Origin of the sequence: Adhaeribacter terreus (genome assembly GCF_042657365.1) — a bacterium.
GTDB classification, from domain to species: Bacteria; Bacteroidota; Bacteroidia; order Cytophagales; family Hymenobacteraceae; genus Adhaeribacter_A; species Adhaeribacter_A terreus.
Genome location: NZ_JBHSKT010000006.1, coordinates 186,604 through 209,032 on the forward strand (window position 1 = coordinate 186,604; position 22,429 = coordinate 209,032).

The window sequence follows — 22,429 nt, forward strand, 5'->3', positions numbered from 1 at the left end:
TGGCGAGTAAATTTTGGATTATTTTTTCTTTTCCGGCATGGTGCCAAATACCCAGTCCCAGAGCGGGGTAGAAACGCCGTAAGCACGGTTCGGATCTTTGTAATGGTGAATGCTGTGGTGGATCCAGAGAGTTTTCAGGAAATTCTTTGGTGGCGCGTACGCGTGTACCGCATAGTGCACAAATAAATAAAGCGCATACCCAAATAGCAAACCCGCTACAATGCCAAACACAAACGGCCCGAAGATCAGTTTAAAAGTAAAGAACAGGAACGACGCAATGAACAAACTTACAATGGGAGGCATAGCCAGGCGGTCCTTGTCTTTCGGGTAGTCGTGGTGGTTTCCGTGGAAAGTATACTGAATATTTTTCTTGAATTCGTTGGTCGGCTCCATGTGGAACAAATGCCGGTGCGCCATGTATTCAATCAGGGAGAAAATAAGCCAGCCGACAAAGAATAAACCGATGGCAGACAACACATTCAGGAAGCCATTCTGGAAGCCGTAGATGATAAGCCCGATGGCAATTATAATAAAGATCGAGATCGGAACAGCAATGTGGGTTTTGGTGAGGCGCTCCAGATACGGATTCTGAAAGATCTGGGCACTGCCTTTATGATTTGGTTTCATAGTGGTATATTAAGGTTAGAGATTGCAGGTATTATTCCAGCTTCAAAATTTTCAGGCAGTTTGCTCGTAGCGGCGGATAAAGTCAACCAGTGCATCTGTGTCCCGGGCAACTGAAGCAGTTGACCACCGGCTCTCAAAAATAATACCAGCCTGCCCGTAAAAAGTTGCGCGCTTATGCAGTGTTTCCTGTAAATAATTTATTATTAAGGACTTAGATTTATTTTTTAAAAGTGGGCGCTCTGCCAGATCGGTTTGAATCAGGCGGTCTGCCAAAATCTCCGGCGAAGTTTTCAGATAAATCGTCAGGCCATGCGTGTTCATAAACGCCATATTTTCATAAAAGCAAGGTGTGCCACCGCCGGTAGCTATCATGAGCTTTTCCCCTGAAAAGGATACCGTTTTCAGGGCCTCTGCTTCCAGTTCCCGGAAATAACGTTCACCTTTTTCTTCGAAAATCCCAGGAATGGTTTGGCCGGAATTCTCTTCAATAACTTTATCAAGGTCTATGAATTTCCGGTTTAAATGAGCAGCCAAAGCCCGGCCCAGGGTACTTTTTCCGGCGCCGGGCATACCAATTAAATAAATGTGCATGGTTAGCTGAGTTTCACCCGCGGGTCGAGCACTGTGTAAAGCAGATCGACGAGGATGTTGATGAGAATGAACAGGAAAGCAATGAACAAGGTAGCGCCCATTACCACCGGAAAATCGAGGTTTTCTACCGCGCGCAGCGTTACCGAACCCAGGCCTTTCCAATTGAAAATATATTCGATGAAGAATGCACCGGCCATAAGCGAAGCCAGCCAACCCGAAACCGCCGTAATAACCGGGTTCAATGCGTTTTTGAGAGCGTGTTTCTGAATGATCTTCCGTTTGGAAAGTCCTTTGGCGCGCGCCGTCCGGATATAATCCTGGCTCAAAACATCTACCATCGAGCTGCGGGTTAATTGCGTAATGATGGCCAGCGGACGAATTCCTAAAGCAAACGCCGGCAGAATTAAATTCTTCAGTTCCAGTTGCCGGCCTTCAAACGGATCGATTTCGAAAAGCTGTCCGGTTAAGTTCAGGCCGGTAACGTGGCTCCAGTAAAACCCGAACGTCATGGCAATTAAGATAGCTGCGACAAAGCTAGGCACTGAAATTCCTAAAATCGAAGTTGAAATTAACGCGTGGTCGAGCCAGGAATGTGGTTTCAGCGCTGCAAATATCCCGAACAAAACGCCGATAACCGAAGCGATGAGCATAGCCGCGGCGGCCAGCCAGAGCGTTCCTGAGAAATGATCTAAAAGTATATCGGTTACGTTTTTGTTACTTTGAAAAGAGCGGCGCAGGTAAGGCGTTTTCCAGGCCAGCACTTTTTCGCCCGGAAACCCTACGATTTTGGTATAACCGTATTTAGCTTGCGTAATCGAATCGGTAGCGTGAATACCCAGCGGCGAAATATCGTTTACATAATATATAAGTTGCACCGGAAGCGGCTTATCTAAACCAAGTTCTTTGGTAATTGCTTCGCGGGTAGAAAGATCGGAACGCTGACCGGCCAGCATAGCCACCGGATCGCCGGGCAACACATTGAACAAAAAGAAAACGGTTACCACCACACCCAGCAAAATAAGCAGGCCGTGCGCGAGTCTTTTTATTAAAAAGGATACCGTTTTCAAGTTGGTTGTTTGTTGGTAGTTGTTGATTGTTGGTGATCTAGGCTTTAAAGATTTGTCATCCTGAGCGCTAGCGAAGGAACTTGTCGGCTCCCAGAAAAAACGTTTCTCCGAACTTCGGACAAGGTCCTTCGCTAGCGCTCAGGATGACAGATCAGCAAGCTTTTCTGCTTACAATTTCGATTTCACTTCCTCCGCCGTAGGCACATCATTTCTGCTCCATTTGCCAACTACTACGCCATCTTTCAGCAGCATAATTCCCGGGTTGGAGCGCATCATGGTTTTAAGAACGGTAGCATCGGTAAAGAAGAAAGGCACGGCTAAATTCTGTTCGTGGCGGAAAACGTCGAAAGCCTGTTTGCTGCTGGAGGTTAAGGCCCAGGATTTTACCGGCGCCGCTTGCAGACCTTCCACCAGTTTATTGATCTCAGCAAAAGCATCTTTATCGGTTTTTTCTACGGCATGCACCAGGATCAAAAGTTTATTTCCCGTGAAAACTTCGTCGGTAAACGTACCGTCGTCGTTCCAAACACTGAAATCGGTAATTCTTGGACCGGCTTCCGGGTTCAGGGCAACCATTTCTTTGTAAACCCAGGTAGTATCGGTCGGGTAAACTTCAAACTCTTTTTCTTCGCCATTCTTTTCCATTACATATTTATAGCGAAGCGGCTCCGATGGTTTCATTAACGCCGGAATGTTGTTGCCAATTTTGTAAGCCCGGAAATCGATGATCGGTTCGTGCAGAATGGCGTAAAAACCAACGGCCAGCGAAAAAATAGTAGCAATACCGGTTACCAGCGCACCGGCACTGTAGTTTTTCTGCCCCGGAATATAGCGTTTGGTAGCCAGCAGAATCACGATCATGACCAGCAGAACCACATCCTTAGTGAACGATTCCCAAGGGGTAAGCTTAATGGCATCGCCGAAGCAGCCGCAGTCGGTTACTTTGTTGAAATAGGCCGAATAGAACGTAAGAAAGGTGAAGAAAATGATGAGCGCCAGCAGGAAATTCAGCACCGTTTTTAAATGCCAGCGCATGAGCAACGCCACACCCAGCACAATTTCCAGCACGTTCAGAAAAATAGCCAGCGGCAAACTAAAAGGCTTGAAAGCTAAAAAGAACGAACCGAAATCATGGCCGAAAACTTCGAAATATTCTTCCAGTTTAATGGCCGTACCCGCCGGGTCGTTGATCTTGATCAGGCCGGAAAAGATGAAAAGCACCCCGACGAAGATCCAGCAAAAACGCGTTATCCATTTCATAAGCTTGTAGTTTACTCCGCCTGAATTTCCTCCTTTGCAGGAAAGAATTTCTGGCGGCAGTTCTTAATTTAGTTTCTTACGTTGTAGTTTTTCAACCACCCCCGAACCCCTCCTTTGTAAGGAGGGGAGCTTTTTTCTGGCAGTGGTTATTTACAGTTCACGTTTCTATAGCAAGCCTAAAACGCTATGCTTTCAGGCTAAAAAAGTCAACACACAATCCTAACTTCATTGCCGTCTGCTTCAGCTGACGGTCTACGCATTCCCGATAGCTCCCCTCCTTTTCAAGGAGGGGTTGGGGGTGGTTAATTTTCCTGCCCGAACCCCAACTTAATCAAAACGAAAACGGCGTAATTTATCATATCCCGGTAATTTGCTTCCACTCCTTCGGAAATTAAGGTTTGGCCCTGGTTGTCTTCTATCTGCTTGGTACGGTAGAGTTTCATCAGGATAATATCCGTAATGGAAGTTACCCGCATGTCGCGCCAGGCTTCATCGTAATCGTGGTTTTTGTTTTCCAGCAGCGCTAAGGTTTCGGCAATTTCGGCATTGTACATTTCCTCTACCTTCTCGGCCGAAAGCGTCATTTCCGGATCGTTCTGTTGCATCAGCTTGATCTGCATAAGTGCGATCACGCAGTAATTCACGATGGCCACAAATTCGCCGGTAATGTCTTCGTCTACTTTCTGTACGCCTTTTTCCTGGATGGAGCGGATGCGCTGGGCTTTGATGAAGATCTGATCGGTAATGCTCGGCAGACGCAACACACGCCAGGCGGTGCCGTAATCCTGCGTTTTTTTCACGAAAGTATCGCGGCAGAAGGCAATTACTTTATTATATTCCTGAAGGGTTTGATTTATCAAGTTTTTAATCTTACTTTTAAAACAATTGAACCAAAATACCGGTTTTGAACGCGAAAGATACATTTTTTTCTACTAAAACTACGCTTAACTGCCAGGGAAAAATCCTGAGTCTGCACGAGCCCGTAGTGATGGGAATTCTGAACGTAACGCCCGATTCTTTCTTTGCCGGCAGCCGCACCACTTCCGAAAAAACGGTACTCGAAAGAGCTGAAAAACTGCTTACCGAAGGCGCTGCCATTTTAGACATTGGCGGTTACAGCAGCAGGCCCGGCGCAATAGATATTTCTCCGGAAGAAGAGCAAAACCGTATCGTTCCGGCCATAAAAAGTCTGAAGCAGGAATTTCCTGATGCCGTTATTTCAGTAGACACGTTTCGGGCCGATGTAGCACAAGCTGCCATAGAAGCCGGCGCTGCCATTATTAACGATATTTCGGGCGGAACCATAGATGGCAGGATGTTTGCTACAACAGCCGCGCTGCAGGTTCCGTACATTTTAATGCACATGCGCGGCACGCCGCAAACCATGCAAACCTTAACGCAGTACCAGGATTTACTTCCGGAAATGCTAAGGTATTTTGCTGAAAAAGTGGACGCACTGCGCCAATTAGGCGTAAATGATATTATCATCGATCCGGGTTTCGGTTTTGCCAAAACGGTAGAACAGAATTACGAAGTGCTCCGCCAGCTGGAAGTTTTCCGGATGCTGGAATTGCCGGTTCTGGCCGGTATGTCGCGAAAATCGATGACTTATAAAACCCTGAATATCGGGCCGGAAGAAGCTTTGAATGGTACTACGGCTTTAAATATGCTGGCCCTTACCAAAGGCGCAAAAATACTGCGGGTGCACGACGTAAAAGAAGCTGTGCAGACCGTGAAACTATACTTAAAAACTACAAACGCGTGATAAAGCTGTTTACGATCGGTTTTATGGATATCGGCTGGATCGACGTGCTCGATGTGCTGCTGGTTACCATATTATTGTATCAGCTTTATAAACTCATGACGGGTAGTGTAGCCCTGAAAATTTTCGTTGGTTTCCTTTCTATTTACCTTACTTATTTAATTGTAAAAGCCGCCGGCATGGAATTGCTAACCGCTATTCTGGGCCAGTTTATGGGCGTAGGCGTTATTGCCGGTATCATCCTTTTTCAGCAGGAGATCCGCAAATTCCTGCTCCTCATTGGCAAAACCACGGCTTTCAACAACGAAAAATTGTTCCGGGGTTTTCCGTGGCGAAGAGAAGAAACCACTGACCGCATGAACCTGACGCCGTTTATTGAAGCGGCCAAAAGCTTAGCCGGCAAAAATACAGGCGCCCTGATCGTTTTTGCCAAAAGTTCCGAATTGCAATTCTACGCCGATTCCGGCGATTTCCTGGATGCGGCTATTTCCAAGCGTTTGCTGCTTTCCATTTTCAACAAAACCAGTCCGTTGCATGACGGCGCCGTAATTATTGCCTCCAACCGCATTAAAGCCGCGCGCTGCATTTTACCCGTTACCGAAAGCGAAGATGTTCCGGCCTCATTAGGTTTGCGCCACCGCGCCGCCATCGGCCTTTCCGAAGTTACCGACTCCGTAATTTTAGTAGTTTCGGAAGAAACCGGTCAGATCAGCATTGTGAACGAAGGCACTGTTTACCGCAACCTCTCTTCCTCCGACCTGCGTTCCAAACTCAACCAGTTCCTCTTCGAAGGTCGCCACAACAAACCTGCTTTTGAAAAGATCGGCCAGCCGGTTGTTTAAATTGATTGTTAATTATTGATTGCTAATTGTTGATTGATTTAATCCTTTAGCTAATTATAAACGCTATCTTTTTCAGCTTAAAAACTCAACAAGTTTTGCCGTTTCAGAAAGAAGTTTTACTTTGTTAAAAACTTCTTTCTATGCTTCGAATCATTCTTGTGCTTTTCTTGTGCCTTTGTCTGCTTTGCAGTGGTTGTACGTATTTGTTTAGCACTGCATATGGTTTTAAAAGCCCGAAAAAGCTGAATTCAGATCAAATAGCAGATCAGGCCAGGAAGTATAATATTCCGGCGGAAAATTCTTTCGAGCTGGACATCACTTTTTTCTTCGGGTATCTGAAATCTTTCGACACCATTCAGTATCGCGAGCAGGTGAAAAACCACTATCAACCGTTACAGGCCTTGTATTTCGATAAACATGGCCAGCTTCAAAACTTTCATATTAACTGCTATGCCGGCGGTTTCCCGAATATGCAATGGAACCGGAACGGCAACTTCGAGACCTTTCCGCCTAAACCACAAGCTCCGGTAGATACTTTGGTAAGTTACCAGACGCTGAGCCGCTATCTGAAACCGCTTTCCGGCACAAAACCAATTACCGTACTTGCTGATGATTATACGGTGGTAGTTTTCTGGAGCCGCGTAATGGGCCGCCAAAGCAAACGCCTCATTCAATCCGTACAGCAGAATACTGCCAAATCCGGCAATCAAAAGATCCGGTTGATCTATGTAAATAATGATGATCTTATGGCTGAATTCTGGAAATAAAAATGAATTCTGGCAATAAAAAAACGCTATACTTTTCTGCTCAAAAAAGTATAGCGTTTTTCGTTTAAAAGAACTCTGAAATTCTAAAGACCATTTTCAAATCTTCAAATTCCCAGATCTTCAGATCTACTTATTCGGCTGCGGCGTCATTCTTAAATACGGCTTAATTTCGCGGTGACCTTTTGGGAATTTGGCCGGAATATCTTCGTTTTTAATAGCATTGGAAATTACCACATCTTCGCCATCTTTCCAGTCGGCGGGCGTGGCTACGCTGTATTTGGCGCTTAACTGCAACGAATCTAAAACGCGCAGAATTTCCTGGAAATTACGACCGGTAGAAGCCGGGTACGTCAGCATCAGTTTTATTTTTTTATCCGGACCGATAATAAAAACTGAACGCACCGTTAACGTATCGTTCGCCTTCGGGTGGATCATGCCGTAGAGGTTCGCCACTTTCTTATCTTCGTCGCCGATGATCGGAAAATTCATGCTGGTGTTTTGCGTTTCGTTGATATCGGAGATCCAGCTTTTATGCGATTCCACGTTATCTACACTTACGGCAATTACCTTTGTATTCCGTTTGTCGAATTCACTTTTCAGCTTCGCAACTGCGCCAAGTTCAGTAGTGCAAACCGGCGTAAAATCGGCTGGATGTGAAAATAAAACGCCCCAGCTATTGCCAAGCCATTGGTGAAATTCAATAAAGCCTTCAGTGGTTTCGGCGGTAAAATCCGGAGCAATGTCGCCTAATTGTAAAGCCATTTAGTTTATATTTTAAAAGCAGCAAACCGTTTCACTGCCAAAGTACAACTCAAAATTGCTACAAAGGTTTTAAGCTCGCAAGCACAATAAAAAATGGCGCAACCCGTTCAGGCTGCGCCGTTCTACTATCTTTTTATACTTTTTAAGCAAGAAAGCCTACCGTTTTTCCGCCGATAAATTTCCTGGTTCCGCCGTTTTGCCATTCAGAAATTCCTGCATCTGCGCTTCGTTCATATGCATAAGTTTCAACAATCCCTGTGCATCGTCGTTAAACGGGTGATCCTGGTACGTTCGGATAAATTCTTTCAATTTTAAAGAAGCGCGCGCCGTATCCTGAGCTTCGGCGTACGCATTTCCTTCGTGAAACAGCATCATCGGGCGATTCTTAAACTCCGGATAATCTTCATATGCCTGCCCATACATTTCAGCCGCTTTCGGAAAATCGCGCAGCACGCCTTCGTACAACTGCCCGGCCTTGAAAAGATAGATCGGGCTCAAAGTATCCTTCGGAAAATCGTTGGCAAAGAACTGGTAATTTTTAATGGTGTGCATGGCCAGCGTTACATCCGGATTTTCCTGTTTCTGAATAGAAGCTTTTATCTGATTTTCCAGGCTGTCTATTTTCTGCACGGCGGCTTCGCGCGGCGTAAGCTTTGCTTTATCGGAACCTTTGTTGCAGGCCGCTAAAAATAGTATGGGTAAAAGGTAAAAAAGTATGCGTTTCATTTTTTTAATGATTGAATGAGAGCATTATTGAATTATTGAATGAACTCTAGCCCTTCAATTTTCCAAATTATTGCGTCATCCCGAGCGAAGCCGAGAGAACTTATAAAACCGCATTTCTGACTTTGGCCTGATAAGTTTCCTAAGAACTACGCTCGCAAGTTTCGCGCTACCTCGCGCTCACTTGTGCGCGGGATGACTAAAAAAAGCTCCCCTCCTTTTCAAGAGCTTGTCTCGACAAAGGAGGAAAGGGGTTGAGAGTGGTTACCCCTTCAAAACACCCAGTTCTTTACCAACTTCCGTGAAAGCGGCAATGGCTTTATCCAAATGCTCCTGCTTGTGCGCCGCAGAAAGCTGTACGCGGATACGCGCCTGGCCTTTGGCAACTACCGGATAATAGAAACCAATTACGTAAATACCTTTTTCCAGCAGTTTCGCGGCAAAATCCTGGCTCAGTTTCGCATCGTAAAGCATGATCGGTACGATCGGGTGAACGCCTGGCTTGATATCGAAACCGGCGGCGGTCATTTTTTCGCGGAAGTACATGGTATTTTTCTCCAGGCGGTCGCGCAGTTCGGTGGTATCGGAAAGGAAATCCAGCACCGCAATGGAAGCGCCTACAATGGCTGGCATCAAAGAGTTCGAGAACAGATACGGACGCGAACGCTGACGCAGCATTTCAATGATCTCTTTGCGGCCGGACGTAAAACCACCCATGGCCCCACCCAAAGCTTTACCCAATGTACCAGTAATGATATCTACGCGGCCCATTACACCGCAATGCTCGTGCGTGCCACGGCCGGTTTTGCCAATAAAGCCCGAAGAATGCGATTCGTCAACCATTACCAGCGCTTTATATTTATCGGCCAGGTCGCAGATTTTATCAAGCTGCGCAATGGTTCCATCCATAGAGAAAGAACCGTCAGTAACGATAATGCGATGTTTCAGGTGCTGGCTTTCCTGCAGTTTAGCTTCCAGATCGGCCATGTTGTTATGCTCATAGCGGTAGCGCTGGGCCTTACACAAACGCACGCCGTCAATAATGGAAGCGTGGTTCAAAGCATCGGAAATAATGGCTGAATCTTCGCCTAAAAGCGGTTCGAACACGCCGCCGTTCGCATCGAAAGCCGCCGCGTATAAAATGGTATCTTCGGTGCCTAAAAAACTCGCAATTTTACGCTCCAGCTCTTTGTGAATATCCTGGGTACCGCAAATGAAACGTACCGAGCTCATGCCGTAACCGTGCGTATCTAAAGTTTTTTTCGCAGCTTCAATTACGCGGGAATCTGAAGCTAAACCTAAGTAGTTGTTCGCGCAAAAATTGATCACTTCACCGGCTTCGTCGGTTTTAATATCGGCGCCCTGTGGGGTGATGATGATGCGTTCTTTCTTGAATAAACCGGCTTCTTTGATCTCAGCTAGCTCTTTTTCTAAAACGGGTTTTAAAGTATCGTACATGGTCTCGTTGTTCGTTTATCGTTGTTCGGTTCAAAATTATTAAAATTTCTTTAGCAGCTATTCGTAGCGTAGGGTTTAAACCTTACGCTACAAATGCTGCGAATTCTTATCATCACTTTCCGGTTTGGCCGGCCGTTTGAAAATGGGTCTTGGCCTCGGTGGTTTCGCCGTGGGTTTCTCGACTTTTTCATCTGAACTTCCTACCGTTTTATTTTCCGGTTTTTGGTCAGAATCCCCTACCGTTTCTGCAGGCTTTTCAGAAGTAATTTCTTTTGCCGTTGCTTCGGGTTTTTGCGCCGTTTCCGATACCGTTTTTTCAGATTCAGCAGCAACATCTTCCGGTGCATTTGTAGCGGGAATTGGTCGTTTAAAAACCGGTCGCGGTCGGGGTGGCTTGGGAACGTGGCCGACTGCAGCTGAAACTTCCTCAGCGGCTTTGGCTGCTTCCGGATCCTGCTGAATTTCTTCCGAAATTGCTTTTGTTTCCGATGCACCTTCCTGACCAGGAATAGCAACAGGATTCACGACTTTTTCGGCCTGATCTGCTACCGTTTTTTCAGTTTCTGAAGTTGCGGCTGTAGTCGGGCGTTTGAAAACCGGTCTTGGCCTGGCGGGTTTTAGTGCTTCCGGAGGATCCTGTGCTTTGACTTTTTGCTCAGCATTTCCTACCGTTTCAGGATTTTCAGCAGCGGTTTTTTCCGGGTTTTCTGCTGCTTTACTTAAAGCTGCCGGGCGTTTAATTACTGCGCGCGGCCGAGCCGGTTTTGCTGGTGCGGTTTCAGGAGTTTCAGTTGCAGATTTTTCAGTTTCCGTTGTTTTAGTCTCTCCCGGATTTTTCGTTTCTGCCGGCTTTTCCTGAGCTGGTTTTTCAGTTCCCTGATTTTCTGACGGAGCTACTGGTTTCTTTATTACGGCTCTTGGCTTGAAAACTGGACGGGCCGGTTTTGCAGTTGTTTCTTCCGAAGTTCCCACTTCTGTTGGTTTGGTTTCCGAAATTTCAGCTGCAGGCTTTGCAACATCTTTAGTCGGAATTTCAGGTTTGGCAGTTTCTGCAACCGGAGCTGCTGGCTTTGAAATGGCAGCTCTTCTGGTGGCAGGCCGGGTTGTGGTAGCCGTTTCAGGTGCCGCAGCTGGTTTCGGAACTTCGGCTAGCCAGTAATTTCTACGCACATCGTTGAGCACCATTTTAACCATTTGGTAGAAACTTTCGGGGTGCATCTGGCCAAACCAGTTCTGCCATTCGGCAAAGCGCAGGGGCTCGCCGGCGGCAAAAGCGGCCACATTTACGCGGCGTTTGGTCAGGAATTCCTCGAAGGTCATAGGCAAAAACGGCGGCCATGCGCTCGTACAAAGATATTAAAAGCGGCGTTTCTTTGGCGTTTAATTTTTAGGTTTTGCGCATAAATGGTTAAATTGCACAAATTTCCGATTCCGAAATGACGAATACATCTGATACGATTTTAGTAGTAGGCGCCGGCGGTCAGCTGGGCTCCGAACTCACCATGGAACTCCGCAAAATGTATGGCGATGCCAACGTGGTAGCTTCCGATATTCAAATTCCGAAAAGCGAAGAACTGCGCGAATCCGGTCCTTTTGAAACGCTGGATGTGCTGGACAAGAACCGCCTCGGCGAGCTTTACAGCAAATACAAATTCAAGCAGATTTATCATTTAGCAGCTGTGCTTTCTGCCACCGGCGAGAAAAACCCGAAATTCGCCTGGAAACTGAACATGGACGGCTTGTTTCATGTGCTGGATGCCGCCATTGAACACAAGGTTAAAAAAGTTTACTGGCCAAGCTCCATTGCCGTTTTCGGCCCGAACACGCCGCGCGAAAATACGCCGCAACACACCATCATGGACCCGAATACGGTTTATGGAATTTCGAAACAAGCCGGCGAACGCTGGTGCGAATATTATTTCGAAAAATATGGTCTGGATGTGCGCAGCCTGCGTTACCCGGGTTTAATTGGCTACAAAGCGCTGCCAGGCGGCGGAACTACCGATTACGCCGTAGATATTTATCACCAGGCGCTGGCCAGCAAAAGCTACGAATGTTTCCTTTCTGAAAACACGTATTTGCCGATGATGTACATGCCTGATGCGCTGAAAGCAACGCTGGATCTAATGCATGCGCCGGCGGAACAGGTAAAAGTGCGTTCCTCATATAACCTGAGCGCCATGAGTTTCTCGCCGAAAGAAATTACCGAAAGCATTCAGAAACATATTCCGGATTTCAGCATTTCTTACAAACCGGATTCACGCCAGCAAATTGCCGATTCGTGGCCAATGAGCATTGATGACAGTGCTGCCCGCGAAGACTGGAGCTGGAAACCGCAATACGGCCTGGACGAAATGACCAAAGACATGCTGGAGAACCTGAAGAAAATGCAGGAAGTACCGGCCTAGTTTTTCAGCCTGAAACCATACCGTTTTTAATAAAAAAACCTTGCTGCCTTAGGGTGCAAGGTTTTTTTATTGTCATGGAGACATTGCCTTCTTTTGAAGCTTTAAACGTTAACGCAAATGCTTTTCCGAGAGGTTTACAGCTTTTAAAGGCGGGCTAATATCTATTTATTTTAATATTTAAAGCGTACTTTTGCACCGCATTATCCGGCAGCTAATATGGTTGTCATTTTTTAAATTTTCATTCTTAAAACACTATGAAAAAGATCCTTTTAACGGCTGCTCTTCTTGGCGGCTTTTTCTGGAATGCATCGGCTCAGACTGGTAAAACTACTACCACAACCAAAACATCGGCCGGCACCACTACCACTACTATTAAACAGGAAAACAATACAGGTACTACGCAGGAAACCAGCGCCAGCACTTCGGGCGGTTTTTCACAGCGTGCGCAAAGCACCAATGGCGGCGATATTAAAGCAACCAGCGGCGACATAACCCTGGAAGCCAATGTCAATATTTTGAGTGGCGGCGTTAATTTAAGCAACTCACTGAACCAGATTCGCGGCCGTTATTTCCTGAGCGATGATATGGCTTTGCGTTTAGGTACTCATTTAAGCTTCAACACCACTACCCCTGATCCGGATACCAAAACCCGCACCATTGAATTCAGCATTGCGCCGGGTCTGGAAAAACACTTTGCCGGCACCAACCGCCTTTCGCCTTATGTAGCGGCAGAATTACTGATCGGGCTGCGTTCGGCACATGCTGAAATAGATGGTCCTGGTAATTCCAGCGTTGAAATAAAAGGAAACATTGGTCCGGGTAACGCAAACCGCGGTTATTTCCTGGTTGGTTTGGGCGCAGTAGGAGGTTGCGATTTTTACATTGCGCGCCACCTGTTTGTTGGGTATGAATTAAGCATGGAACTCTCGAACCGTTCTTTCTCCGAAGTTGAAACCATTACTACTGCAAGCGACGGCACCGTACTTACCACCACAACCGATGGCGACAGCGCATTCAGCTTTGGCCCGAACGTGCGCAACGGCATTCGGGTAGGTTTTGTGTTCTAAAAAACGGTATCATTTCAGGCTCCAAAAGTCCCGGCGGATAAACTGCCGGGACTTTTTTATACCCGGAATTTTACTGTTGACAACAAACTTACCCGCCATGCGTTTGTTTAAGCTGATATTATTTATTCACTACAATGCCCATAAAAAACGCCACCGACAAAGAACTCCGCAAACTCATTTTCGAAAACCCCAAAGTAAGTGTAAAGTTTACCAAAACCGATTGCCCGATCTGCGAACGCATGAGCAAAACGTATTTAAAACTTTCGGATCAGGCCCGTTATAAAGATATTATTTTTCTACTCATGGATGCTTCCGAAAACCCGGTTTCGAGCCAGGAAGTACATTTAACCGGCACGCCTTTCTTTGCCATTTATAAAAACGGCGTACTAGCTACCTGCAATCTCATTTCCAACGAAAATGAACTGGAAGAACTACTGAACGAATTGCTGTAAACCTTTGCGGGCAAACACCACCGGCCGGAAAAAATCGTAACTTGCGCCGTTTTTAAAAAAACCGATAACTTCAAGTGAAACGATTTACCAACCTTGCCTCAGTTGCGCTGTTTTGCAGCGCATTTTCTATTTTACCGGCCTGCAAAAGCACTACTTCGCTTAACACCACCACGCCTGCCGCCGAAGCCGCGCCGGCCCCGAAATTCGAACGCAAACTTTCTACCATTAATGTTCCGGTTTCATTTAAAGTAACTACGCTACAAAACAAGCTGAACCAGGAATTTAAAGGCCTGCTTTACAACGACGAAAACCTGAACGACGACAACGTAGCGGTAAAAGTCTGGAAAAAAGGCGACGTAGGCGTGAAAGCGGAAAACAATAAAATCTACTTCACCATTCCGCTGCACATCTGGGTAAAAGGCCAGTATAAATGGAAAGCCTGTGACATGTGCCCAACGCTCGAAAAATCGGAAGCTACCGAGTTCGATTTTGTGGCTAAAAGTGAAAGCGCTTTAGCGTTTACCGAAGATTACAAAGTAAAAACCACTACCGTAGGCGATTTTGCCTGGGGCGACACCAAACCTGTGCTGGAACTTGGCCCGATGAAAATTGGCCTGGCGCGTTTTGTAGAACCGGCTTTGCGTAGCCAGATGAGCGAACTTACCAAAATGCTGGACCAGGAAATTCAGGCGCGCGTAAACATAAAACAATACATTCAGCAAGCCTGGCTGCAGGTGCAGCAACCCATTAAAATAGACGATACCTACGATGCCTGGCTGAAAATTACGCCAACCGCCATCCGGGTTTCGCCGCTCGTAGCCCGCAACGGCGAGATCAGCATGCGCATTGGCATGAACTCGTACATCGAAACGTTTACCAACGGCAAACCAGCTTTCAAAGCAAACCCCACCCTGCCGAAATTAATTACTGACAGCCGTATTCCGGATGATGTGCAGATAGGCTTAAGCGGCGAAATTTCTTACGATTACGCTACCAAATTACTGAAAGAACAGCTGGCCGGCCAGACATTTAAATTTGAAGGCTCCGACGAAGTAACCATAAAAGATGCGGCCATTAGCCCGAGCGGCGACAAACTGATGCTGATGCTGGACGTGGACGGCAAAACCAAAGCGGGCTTCATTACCAAGAAAATCAAAGGCAAAGTATTTTTACAAGCCATTCCGTATTACGATGCCGAATCTGGCGCCATAAAAGTGCGCGACGTAGATTACAACCTCGAAACCCGCGACAAACTGCTTTCTTCGGCAAGCTGGCTGGCTAAAAATAAATTCCGCACCATGATCCAGGAGCAGATCAATTTCCCGCTGAAAAACCAGTTGGAAGACACCAAAAAGCAGATCCAGAAAGCGCTGAACGAACAAGGCCGCGTGCACGAAAGCGTAATGCTTAAAGGCAAAGTAACCGATATAGTTCCGGATAATATTTACCTGACCCCAACTGCCATTAAAGCTGTTGTAAACGCAAAAGGCAACATTATGGTAGACATCGACAAACTGTAAAAAACGCTATGCTTTCGGGCTAAAAAACTAAAAGCCTGCTTCTGAAACCGGAAGCAGGCTTTTTTATTACGGTTATTCTAAATACGTAATATTTTATAGCAGAAGGAAGTATTTAGCAGAAGGGTTTTGTCCCCTTTGGAGGGGGTAGGGGGAGGACAAGAGAATTATCAGATAAATTAAAAATCAGATAATTCTCTTTTCCTCCCCCTACCCCCTCCAAAGGGGGACTTTCCTCCTGTTTTGTAGCCTAAGCTAAATAAAATCTGGATATACTTTCTCAGCCGAAAACCCTATCGTTAATTATTTGATCTTGCTTTTATCGATCGGGGTTGGGCTCAGGAACAGATCTTTAGGCACGGTTTCAACCACTTTCAGATGCGAAATTCTTAACGTATCCATTTGCGAATCGCGGTTCAGAGCCAGTTTCATGCCGTTAAATTCTTTGTAATCGGCCCATTTCCGGATGAACGCCGGGTCTTTGTCTTCTTTTGAACCATAAAATGCCCAAAGCACCGGCAAATGCGTTTCTTTATCGATCCATACATCGTGCATATTATCCGGGCTAACGCCCACTCTATCGAAGGTTAAGCGCACCACATCGGCTGGTTTGCCATCCGGACCTTTGGCTTCGAAACGGTATTTCAGCGTTACGCCCTGGTCTTTCATTTTATAAGGCATGAACAGGAAATAAGTATTCGATACAAAATGCGTGTAAGCGGTACTGAGTTTGTTGTAAAGCAGCACGGTATCAGTTTCTTCTACGCCGTTATCAAAAACCCGGCCGCCGCCTTTGCTCATCGCCAGAATTGAAACCGTTTTGCCTTTTTCGTGACGGAAGAGGCTTTCTTTCTTATCCCAGATGTTATACTGCCCGAAAAAGGTCCAGGCTATGTAGCGGGAATTTTGCCAGGCATCGTAACCGCCCATGGCTTCCATCATTTTATCGGCAACTTCAATGGCTTTTTTATCGGATCCTTTTTCGTTAAAACCCGGTTGCGCCGGATACACTTCTCCAGAACCGGATCCAGAGCTGGAACCGCCGCCGCTGCAGCCCGCCAGAAACAGAAAAGTAAAAACGCTTAGAAGTTGCAGGAGGCGCGCTGGTTTCAGGCGCAATTCAGAGTGGATCATAATTTTAAAAATGTGGCTTATTTCAGTAAAATCTTTCTATTATTAACAGGTCGTAAAAAACGGCTAAAAGTATGCTTCGAAACTTAAAGAAAAGGCATTTTTTTCATTTTTCCGAAAACGGGTTGTAATTCCCGGTTCAACTTAACTTTCCTGAAAGCCGTATCTGAAACGCAATTAATCCACGCCACGCCCCTTTTTTCAAAACTATGAACTCCAAAACCCCGAACGCTGTCTGGTATCTGGCTAAAAATTCGGCAACCGAATTTATGAAAAACAATTCGTTGCGTTTGGCTGCTGCCCTGGCTTACAACACTATTTTCTCGTTGCCGCCGCTTTTGTTCATTATTTTAATGGCCGCCGGCGCATTTTTCGGAGAAGCAGCTATGTCGGGCGAATTGTATAACCAAAGTAAAGCTGCGTTGGGCGAAGAAGCCGCGGCCCAGATCCAAACCATGATCCAGAACCTGAATAAACAGGAAACCCACGGAGTGGCTAAACTGATCGGATTTGGCACGCTGTTCTTTGCCGCCACTACGTTTTTTGTAACCCTGCAGGAAAGTCTCAACGCCATCTGGAACATAAAACCTAAACCTAAAAACGGGATGCTGCAAATGGTAAAAGCCCGTTTCCTTTCCTTTGGCATGATCCTGAGCATTGCTTTACTCATGCTAATTTCGTTTGTAATCAGCGCCGCGCTCAGTTTCTTTACCGATTATCTGAAAGAAGTTTTCCCGGACATTGCTGTTTACCTGCTAAAGCTGGTCGATTTTGTGGTTTCGGTGGGCGTAATTACGCTCTTATTTGCCCTGATCTATAAATTTCTGCCCGATGCTATTATTCGCTGGAAAGATGTGTGGGCCGGCGGCGGAATTACGGCATTTTTATTTGTGATCGGCAAAATGCTTATAGGCTGGTACCTGAGCGTTTCGGATGTTGGTTCGGCTTACGGCGTGGCGGGTTCCATTATCATTATCCTGGTCTGGATCTATTATTCTTCCCTTATCGTTTTTTACGGCGCCGAATTCACCCAGGAATATGCCAAAAGGTTCGGGGTAGAGATCAGGCCGAAAAGGTACGCCGTAAGCTACACCATACTGGAACTCCCCACTGAAAACCCCGCCGATAAAAAAGCCGGCCGGCCAAAATCAGAAGGCAGTTTCCGGAAGCATGATTAAAAAAACGCTATGCTTTTAAAGCTAAAAAGTCGAAAGCCGTTCCGAAATAATTTCAGAACGGCTTTCGAATTTTTGTGGTAAAAACGGTAGCGTTTTAAGCTTGAAAAGTGCTTATTTCTCTTTAATGGCCAACTGTCCGCAGGCAGCATCAATGTCTTTTCCGCGACTGCGGCGCACGTTTACCTGCACCCCTCTGTCTGCTAAATAGCGAAGGAATGGTTCCAGCGTTTCATCTTCGGCGCGTTCAAAACTGGCGCTCTCGATCGGGTTATATTCCAGAATATTGATCTTGCACGGAATAAGTTTCGAGAAAGCTAAAAGTTCTTTGGCGTCTTCCAGGGTATCGTTAAAGCCGCTGAGCAAAATGTATTCGTAGGTTACTTTGCGGCCGGTATGCTCGTGGTAATAAAGCAGCGCTTCTTTTATAGCCGAAAGCGAATTGGTTTCGTTGATCGGCATAATTTCGTTGCGTTTAATATCGTTGGCAGCGTGAAGACTCAAAGCTAAATTCGCTTTAATGCCATCGTCGGCCATTTTCTTAATCATTTTGGCAATGCCGGCGGTACTAACGGTAATGCGGCGCGCAGCCATGTTCAGACCATCGGTAGAAGTTATCATTTCGATGGATTTCATCACGTTGGCGTAATTCAACATTGGTTCGCCCATGCCCATGTACACAATATTGGTAAGCGGCGTGCCGTATTGCTGCTGGCATTGTTCGTTAATGCGCACCACCTGGTCGTAGATTTCGGCGGCATCTAAATTCCGGATGCGGTCCATGGTGCCGGTGGCGCAGAATTTACAGGTAAGTGAGCAACCAACCTGGCTCGAAACGCAGGCCGTCATGCGCTGTTCGTGCGGAATTAAAACGCCTTCTACAATATTGCTGTCGTAAAGTTTGAAAGCAGATTTAATGGTGCCGTCGTTGCTAAGTTGTTTGGTAGCTACCTGCACGGCATTGATGGTGAAATGTGCATCGAGTTTTTCGCGGAGCGGCAAAGCAATGTTGTTCATCTCCGCAAAGGTTTGCGCAGAATTCTTCCAAAGCCACTCGTACACCTGCTTGGCGCGGAACGGTTTTTCGCCGTTTTCAGTCATCCAGGCTTTCAGGTCATCCAGTTTTAACTTCCGGATGTCCTTTTTATTTAAGATCTCAATGTCAGCAATCAATTCCATACCGCAAAGATACAAAATTTACTGCGCTTTAGTTTCGTAACAGCCTCCAGGAAATAGCAGGCACTTTTTCAGCTGTTTTCCCTACCGTTTTTCAGTTTCTCAGCAGCTTTTTCGGGTAGGGCCATGAGTTTGCGGGTGGCGTAATTAAAGCAGAGCATGCCGGTTTTAGCATGTGCAATTTCTTTTCCGTGCTGATTTATAAAAAGGTACATCAGATCGAAGCCGTATTTAGTCAGATCTACTGCTGTAACTTTTACCGTTAAAATATCTCCGTAAAAACCTTCGCCTTTATATATAATAGCTGTGTCGCTCATGATCAGGCCGGCGCCTTCCATTTCTAATTCTGTATAGCCCAGGTTTTGCAGGAACTGTACGCGTGCTTCATGCATCATGCTCAGAATAGCGTCGTTGCCCAAATGGTTGCCGTAATTAATATCGGTAATCCGTACCGGAATATCGGTCTGGAAAGAAAAAGTATCGGGAAGCTGAAGCTGAATGCGCATAAATATTTTTGAACGAGAGAATGAGTGAGTTTGTGAATTAAGCGTGGAAGAAAACGAAGGTACGAATTTTAGTTTTTCGGCTGAAAACCATACCGTTCTTTAGACTGCAAGCACCAGACGTTATTTATGCACGCATTCAGGACTTTTCAAATGCTCGCATTCAATCATTCTAAGCTTCAATAATTATAAATACCCGTGCAACGTTCGGGGCATTTTGGTTGTCAATGAAATACGGTACCTTCGTGTATTATGAAAGTGGAAGTAAAACAAACCAACGATGGCTCAAACACGCTTTTTGTGCCGGAGCTGAACGAGCATTATCATTCTATTCACGGGGCTTTGCAGGAAGCGCTGCACGTATTTATTAAATATGGTTTAGAGCCAACGCTGGAAAAAGCTACGGAACCGATCCGGTTGCTGGAAATTGGTTTCGGCACGGGCCTTAATGCTATTTTAACGTTACAGACTTTTTTAACCCAAAACCATAGCGTTTTTTACGATACACTGGAGAAATATCCGTTGCCGGAAAACCTTATTAAAGAATTGCAGTTCGGGAATTTTATTCTGAACCCTGAATTGCTCGACTACTTTCATAAACTGCACGCCGCGCCCTGGAACGAAACGATAGCTATAACGCCGAATTTCAACCTGCAGAAAATGCACACCGACCTGGAAACGCAAACGTTCCCGGATAATTATTACGACCTGATCTATTTCGATGCCTTTGCCCCGGAAAAACAACCGCATTTATGGACCGACGAGATCTTCCGGAAAATGGCTGGCGCTTTAAAACCGGGCGGTTTTCTGGTGAGCTATTGCGCCAAAGGAATTTTTAAACGCGGCCTGAAAAGCGCAGGTTTAACGGTAGAAGCTTTACCCGGCCCGCCAGGTAAACGCGAAATGACCCGCGCAACCAAAACTAATTAAACAAGGCCGTTCACTCAAAAAGTGTTTGATAAGTTTTTTAATATCCTATTGGAATTTATTTTTTTATTACATAGATTTGAAATTGACAAAACATTCTTCAAAACCAAATTAATACATGATGAAAAAATTACTTTTTCTGGGCCTTGCCTTCTCTGCTTCGGTAGGGGTGAGCAGCGCTCAAAAAGCTCGTCAGATTGTTGCCAAAACAGGCCCGGTAGCATTAATGAAAGCCGACCGCGATGGCAAAACCGGCACATCTGGCAACAGCACTGCTAAAGACAGACCTGGCAGCAACCAGAAAACAAACGTTACGGGTTCTTTTGGTACAAAAGTGGGTAAATCTTACTACGATCTGCCTTCTAACTCTTCTGTAGCGAACCGTACTTTACGCCACAGCGATGGTACAGTTTCTGTTGTTTGGACAGAAACCTGCTTCGGCCCGCAATCACCAAACTTTGCCAGCCGTGGTGTAGGTTACAACTACTTCGATGGCACAACCTGGAAAGAAGGTGCTACTTCAAGACCAGGTGAATTCCAGGGTACTTGCGGTTATCCAGCTGCCCAAGCTAACTTCGGTATTGCTTCTAAACGTGTTGGATGGCCAGAGATCGTTTCCGTTGGTGGTAACGAAATGGTATTCACGCACGATGTAGGTATTAGTGTAACAAAACGCCCTGCAAAAGGCGCAACTGGTATCACTACCTGGGGTCAGACTACTGACCTTGCTTTCACGCAAAACATTGGCGGCGTAACCGGCAACAACGGTACCTGGCCAAGAGTAATTGCCGATGGCAATAACATCCACATGATCTATACCATCAACAATACGCCACTTCCGGTTATTAATGGTGTATCTGGTATGGTAGTTTACAGCCGCTCAACTGACGGTGGTAATACCTGGGATAAACAAAACATTCAGCTTCCAGGCTTGACTTACGCAAACGGTTATGACCGTATTGGCGGTGATGCTTACGCTCTTGCTGTAAACGGACAAAATGTAGCAATTGTAACAGGTAGCGCAGGTGATCCTTGGACTTTGTGGAAATCTACTGACAACGGTGACAACTTTACCCGCACCGTAATGAGCTCAGTAGTACCAGCTGACACTGTTGGCAACACAATCATTTCGCCTAACGCCGCAGGTTCTGTAGATACTTTCTATACTGCATTTACAAACGATAATGCGCACGCATTAACAATTGACAACGCAGGTAACGTACACGTTTTCGCTGGTGAAATTCGTGTTGCTGTAAGAGATACTTTAGGTTCACTGAGACCAGTTACCAACGGTACATGGTTCCCGAATTCAGGCGCAGGTATTCTGCACTGGACTGATAAAGCAGGTGCTCCAACTACACCTACTCTGATCGCTGAACTGGAAGAACCTCGCAAGCCAATTTCATGGACAATTCCTACTGGTAAAAACGGTGGCGGTATTGCTCCTTATGGCCAGGTAGGTTTACTTTCTATGCCAAATGCTGCTTACGACGCTCAAGGTAACGTTTACTTAGTATACTCTGGGGTTATGTTAGGCACGTCTCACACTTCAGATTCAACCGGTCAGCCTTTCCGTGACCTATACCTGACTAAATTCACTGCATCTACTAACTCCTGGATTGCAGCTGACAGAGTGACCAACATTGCCCGTAAACTTGATATCTACGGCGATTCATCCAGTACTGCTGAGCAGCTTGAAGAAAGCGTATTCCCATCTGTTCACCACTTCGTAGATACTGATGGTTTACTGCACGTTTCTTGGATGTCTGACGATAAGCCAGGTATGACTTTAGGCCGTGATGAAGACCCTGAAAAGGAAAACAGCATCATGTATATGGCTATGAAAGTTGAAGAACTGTTAGGCAGAAAGAAAGATATGGCTGCATTCGTAAACGAGATCAAAGCTTATCCTAACCCAACTTCCGGCAAAATTGCTATTAACGTTGACCTGAAAAAATCTGCTAACGTAAAAGTTCGCGTTACTAACATCATGGGTCAGGAAGTTGCTTCTGTAGAAGCTGGCAAATTAGCTACTGGCAAAAACACTATTTCTGTAGACATGAGCAACTTCGCAAACGGCGTTTATCTGTACACAGTTTCTTCTGATAACTTCACAGTAACCAACCGCATTGTGAAACAATAATTAACCGCTTCGGTTAAAACCAAAAAGCCCCCGAAATATTTCGGGGGCTTTTTTTATGACTAAATATTAGA

22 protein-coding genes are annotated in these 22,429 nt (G+C 45.9%); 10 read left to right on the forward strand and 12 right to left on the reverse strand.

The features are described from left to right. Positions 1 to 18 precede the first annotated feature (18 nt). The 5 genes from ACFPIB_RS11630 to ACFPIB_RS11650 all read right to left on the reverse strand — a co-directional run bounded on the left by ACFPIB_RS11630 (position 19) and on the right by ACFPIB_RS11650 (position 4,405). On the reverse strand, positions 19 to 627 hold the full coding sequence (locus tag ACFPIB_RS11630) for a sterol desaturase family protein (protein ID WP_378017630.1): 609 nt from the start codon (positions 625 to 627) through the stop codon (positions 19 to 21). Between the two features lie 51 nt (positions 628 to 678). Beyond that, the gene (locus tag ACFPIB_RS11635) at positions 679 to 1,218 is read right to left on the reverse strand and encodes a shikimate kinase (RefSeq protein ID WP_378017631.1); all 540 of its coding nucleotides are present in this window, start codon (positions 1,216 to 1,218) and stop codon (positions 679 to 681) included. Between the two features lie 2 nt (positions 1,219 to 1,220). Continuing rightward, positions 1,221 to 2,285: an ABC transporter permease gene (locus tag ACFPIB_RS11640; RefSeq protein WP_378017632.1), complete on the reverse strand. Its 1,065-nt coding sequence runs from the start codon at positions 2,283 to 2,285 to the stop codon at positions 1,221 to 1,223. 168 nt (positions 2,286 to 2,453) lie between these two features. After that, the gene (locus tag ACFPIB_RS11645) at positions 2,454 to 3,545 is read right to left on the reverse strand and encodes a BT_3928 family protein (protein WP_378017633.1); all 1,092 of its coding nucleotides are present in this window, start codon (positions 3,543 to 3,545) and stop codon (positions 2,454 to 2,456) included. Between the two features lie 302 nt (positions 3,546 to 3,847). After that, positions 3,848 to 4,405 carry a DUF1599 domain-containing protein gene (locus tag ACFPIB_RS11650; RefSeq protein ID WP_378017634.1) on the reverse strand — a complete coding sequence of 186 codons (558 nt, stop codon included), beginning with the start codon at positions 4,403 to 4,405 and terminating at the stop codon, positions 3,848 to 3,850. Positions 4,406 to 4,449: 44 nt separating this feature from the next. On the opposite strand from ACFPIB_RS11650, the gene folP reads away from it, so the two are divergent. The 3 genes from folP to ACFPIB_RS11665 all read left to right on the forward strand — a co-directional run bounded on the left by folP (position 4,450) and on the right by ACFPIB_RS11665 (position 6,916). Continuing rightward, complete coding sequence (folP, locus tag ACFPIB_RS11655) at positions 4,450 to 5,310, forward strand: dihydropteroate synthase (RefSeq protein WP_378017635.1); 861 nt, start codon at positions 4,450 to 4,452, stop codon at positions 5,308 to 5,310. Continuing rightward, positions 5,307 to 6,149 (forward strand): diadenylate cyclase CdaA, encoded by an 843-nt coding sequence (gene cdaA, locus ACFPIB_RS11660; protein ID WP_378017636.1) that lies wholly within the window; start codon positions 5,307 to 5,309, stop codon positions 6,147 to 6,149. Before folP ends, cdaA begins: the two co-directional genes overlap by 4 nt. 140 nt (positions 6,150 to 6,289) lie before the next feature. Then, positions 6,290 to 6,916, forward strand: a complete 627-nt coding sequence (locus ACFPIB_RS11665; RefSeq protein WP_378017637.1) for a hypothetical protein — start codon at positions 6,290 to 6,292, stop codon at positions 6,914 to 6,916. Between the two features lie 126 nt (positions 6,917 to 7,042). Here ACFPIB_RS11665 and ACFPIB_RS11670 read toward each other — a convergent pair whose 3' ends face one another. The 4 genes from ACFPIB_RS11670 to ACFPIB_RS11685 all read right to left on the reverse strand — a co-directional run bounded on the left by ACFPIB_RS11670 (position 7,043) and on the right by ACFPIB_RS11685 (position 11,179). Continuing rightward, positions 7,043 to 7,678, reverse strand: coding sequence for a peroxiredoxin (locus ACFPIB_RS11670; protein WP_378017638.1), 636 nt, complete (start codon positions 7,676 to 7,678; stop codon positions 7,043 to 7,045). A gap of 156 nt (positions 7,679 to 7,834) precedes the next feature. After that, complete coding sequence (locus ACFPIB_RS11675) at positions 7,835 to 8,404, reverse strand: tetratricopeptide repeat protein (RefSeq protein ID WP_378017639.1); 570 nt, start codon at positions 8,402 to 8,404, stop codon at positions 7,835 to 7,837. Positions 8,405 to 8,665: 261 nt separating this feature from the next. Next, the gene (gene kbl, locus ACFPIB_RS11680) at positions 8,666 to 9,859 is read right to left on the reverse strand and encodes a glycine C-acetyltransferase (protein WP_378017640.1); all 1,194 of its coding nucleotides are present in this window, start codon (positions 9,857 to 9,859) and stop codon (positions 8,666 to 8,668) included. An 87-nt stretch (positions 9,860 to 9,946) separates the two neighbouring features. Beyond that, positions 9,947 to 11,179 carry a prolipoprotein diacylglyceryl transferase gene (locus tag ACFPIB_RS11685; protein ID WP_378017641.1) on the reverse strand — a complete coding sequence of 411 codons (1,233 nt, stop codon included), beginning with the start codon at positions 11,177 to 11,179 and terminating at the stop codon, positions 9,947 to 9,949. Between the two features lie 116 nt (positions 11,180 to 11,295). Here ACFPIB_RS11685 and ACFPIB_RS11690 point away from each other — a divergent pair, with 116 nt between their 5' ends. From ACFPIB_RS11690 to ACFPIB_RS11705, 4 genes are all read left to right on the forward strand, one after another. Continuing rightward, a complete protein-coding gene (locus ACFPIB_RS11690; RefSeq protein ID WP_378017642.1) occupies positions 11,296 to 12,267 on the forward strand; it encodes an NAD-dependent epimerase/dehydratase family protein in 972 nt (323 codons plus the stop codon). A 254-nt stretch (positions 12,268 to 12,521) separates the two neighbouring features. Continuing rightward, positions 12,522 to 13,334: a hypothetical protein gene (locus tag ACFPIB_RS11695; RefSeq protein WP_378017643.1), complete on the forward strand. Its 813-nt coding sequence runs from the start codon at positions 12,522 to 12,524 to the stop codon at positions 13,332 to 13,334. A 134-nt stretch (positions 13,335 to 13,468) separates the two neighbouring features. Then, positions 13,469 to 13,786: a thioredoxin family protein gene (locus ACFPIB_RS11700; RefSeq protein WP_378017644.1), complete on the forward strand. Its 318-nt coding sequence runs from the start codon at positions 13,469 to 13,471 to the stop codon at positions 13,784 to 13,786. Positions 13,787 to 13,860: 74 nt separating this feature from the next. After that, positions 13,861 to 15,306 (forward strand): DUF4403 family protein, encoded by a 1,446-nt coding sequence (locus tag ACFPIB_RS11705; protein ID WP_378017645.1) that lies wholly within the window; start codon positions 13,861 to 13,863, stop codon positions 15,304 to 15,306. 300 nt (positions 15,307 to 15,606) lie between these two features. On the opposite strand, the gene ACFPIB_RS11710 is transcribed toward ACFPIB_RS11705, so the two are convergent. After that, positions 15,607 to 16,437, reverse strand: coding sequence for a hypothetical protein (locus ACFPIB_RS11710; protein ID WP_378017646.1), 831 nt, complete (start codon positions 16,435 to 16,437; stop codon positions 15,607 to 15,609). Between the two features lie 206 nt (positions 16,438 to 16,643). Here ACFPIB_RS11710 and ACFPIB_RS11715 point away from each other — a divergent pair, with 206 nt between their 5' ends. Next, on the forward strand, positions 16,644 to 17,612 hold the full coding sequence (locus tag ACFPIB_RS11715; protein WP_378017647.1) for a YihY/virulence factor BrkB family protein: 969 nt from the start codon (positions 16,644 to 16,646) through the stop codon (positions 17,610 to 17,612). Positions 17,613 to 17,723: 111 nt separating this feature from the next. Here ACFPIB_RS11715 and rlmN read toward each other — a convergent pair whose 3' ends face one another. Continuing rightward, positions 17,724 to 18,788 (reverse strand): dual-specificity RNA methyltransferase RlmN, encoded by a 1,065-nt coding sequence (gene rlmN / locus ACFPIB_RS11720; protein WP_378017648.1) that lies wholly within the window; start codon positions 18,786 to 18,788, stop codon positions 17,724 to 17,726. Positions 18,789 to 18,856: 68 nt separating this feature from the next. Further along, a complete protein-coding gene (locus ACFPIB_RS11725) occupies positions 18,857 to 19,291 on the reverse strand; it encodes a thioesterase family protein (protein WP_378017649.1) in 435 nt (144 codons plus the stop codon). A gap of 249 nt (positions 19,292 to 19,540) precedes the next feature. Between ACFPIB_RS11725 and mnmC2 the strand changes: the two genes are divergently transcribed. Both mnmC2 and ACFPIB_RS11735 read left to right on the forward strand, forming a co-directional pair. After that, positions 19,541 to 20,218: a tRNA (5-methylaminomethyl-2-thiouridine)(34)-methyltransferase MnmC2 gene (mnmC2, locus tag ACFPIB_RS11730; protein WP_378017650.1), complete on the forward strand. Its 678-nt coding sequence runs from the start codon at positions 19,541 to 19,543 to the stop codon at positions 20,216 to 20,218. 115 nt (positions 20,219 to 20,333) lie between these two features. Then, the gene (locus ACFPIB_RS11735; RefSeq protein WP_378017651.1) at positions 20,334 to 22,358 is read left to right on the forward strand and encodes a T9SS type A sorting domain-containing protein; all 2,025 of its coding nucleotides are present in this window, start codon (positions 20,334 to 20,336) and stop codon (positions 22,356 to 22,358) included. Positions 22,359 to 22,429: the final 71 nt, after the last annotated feature.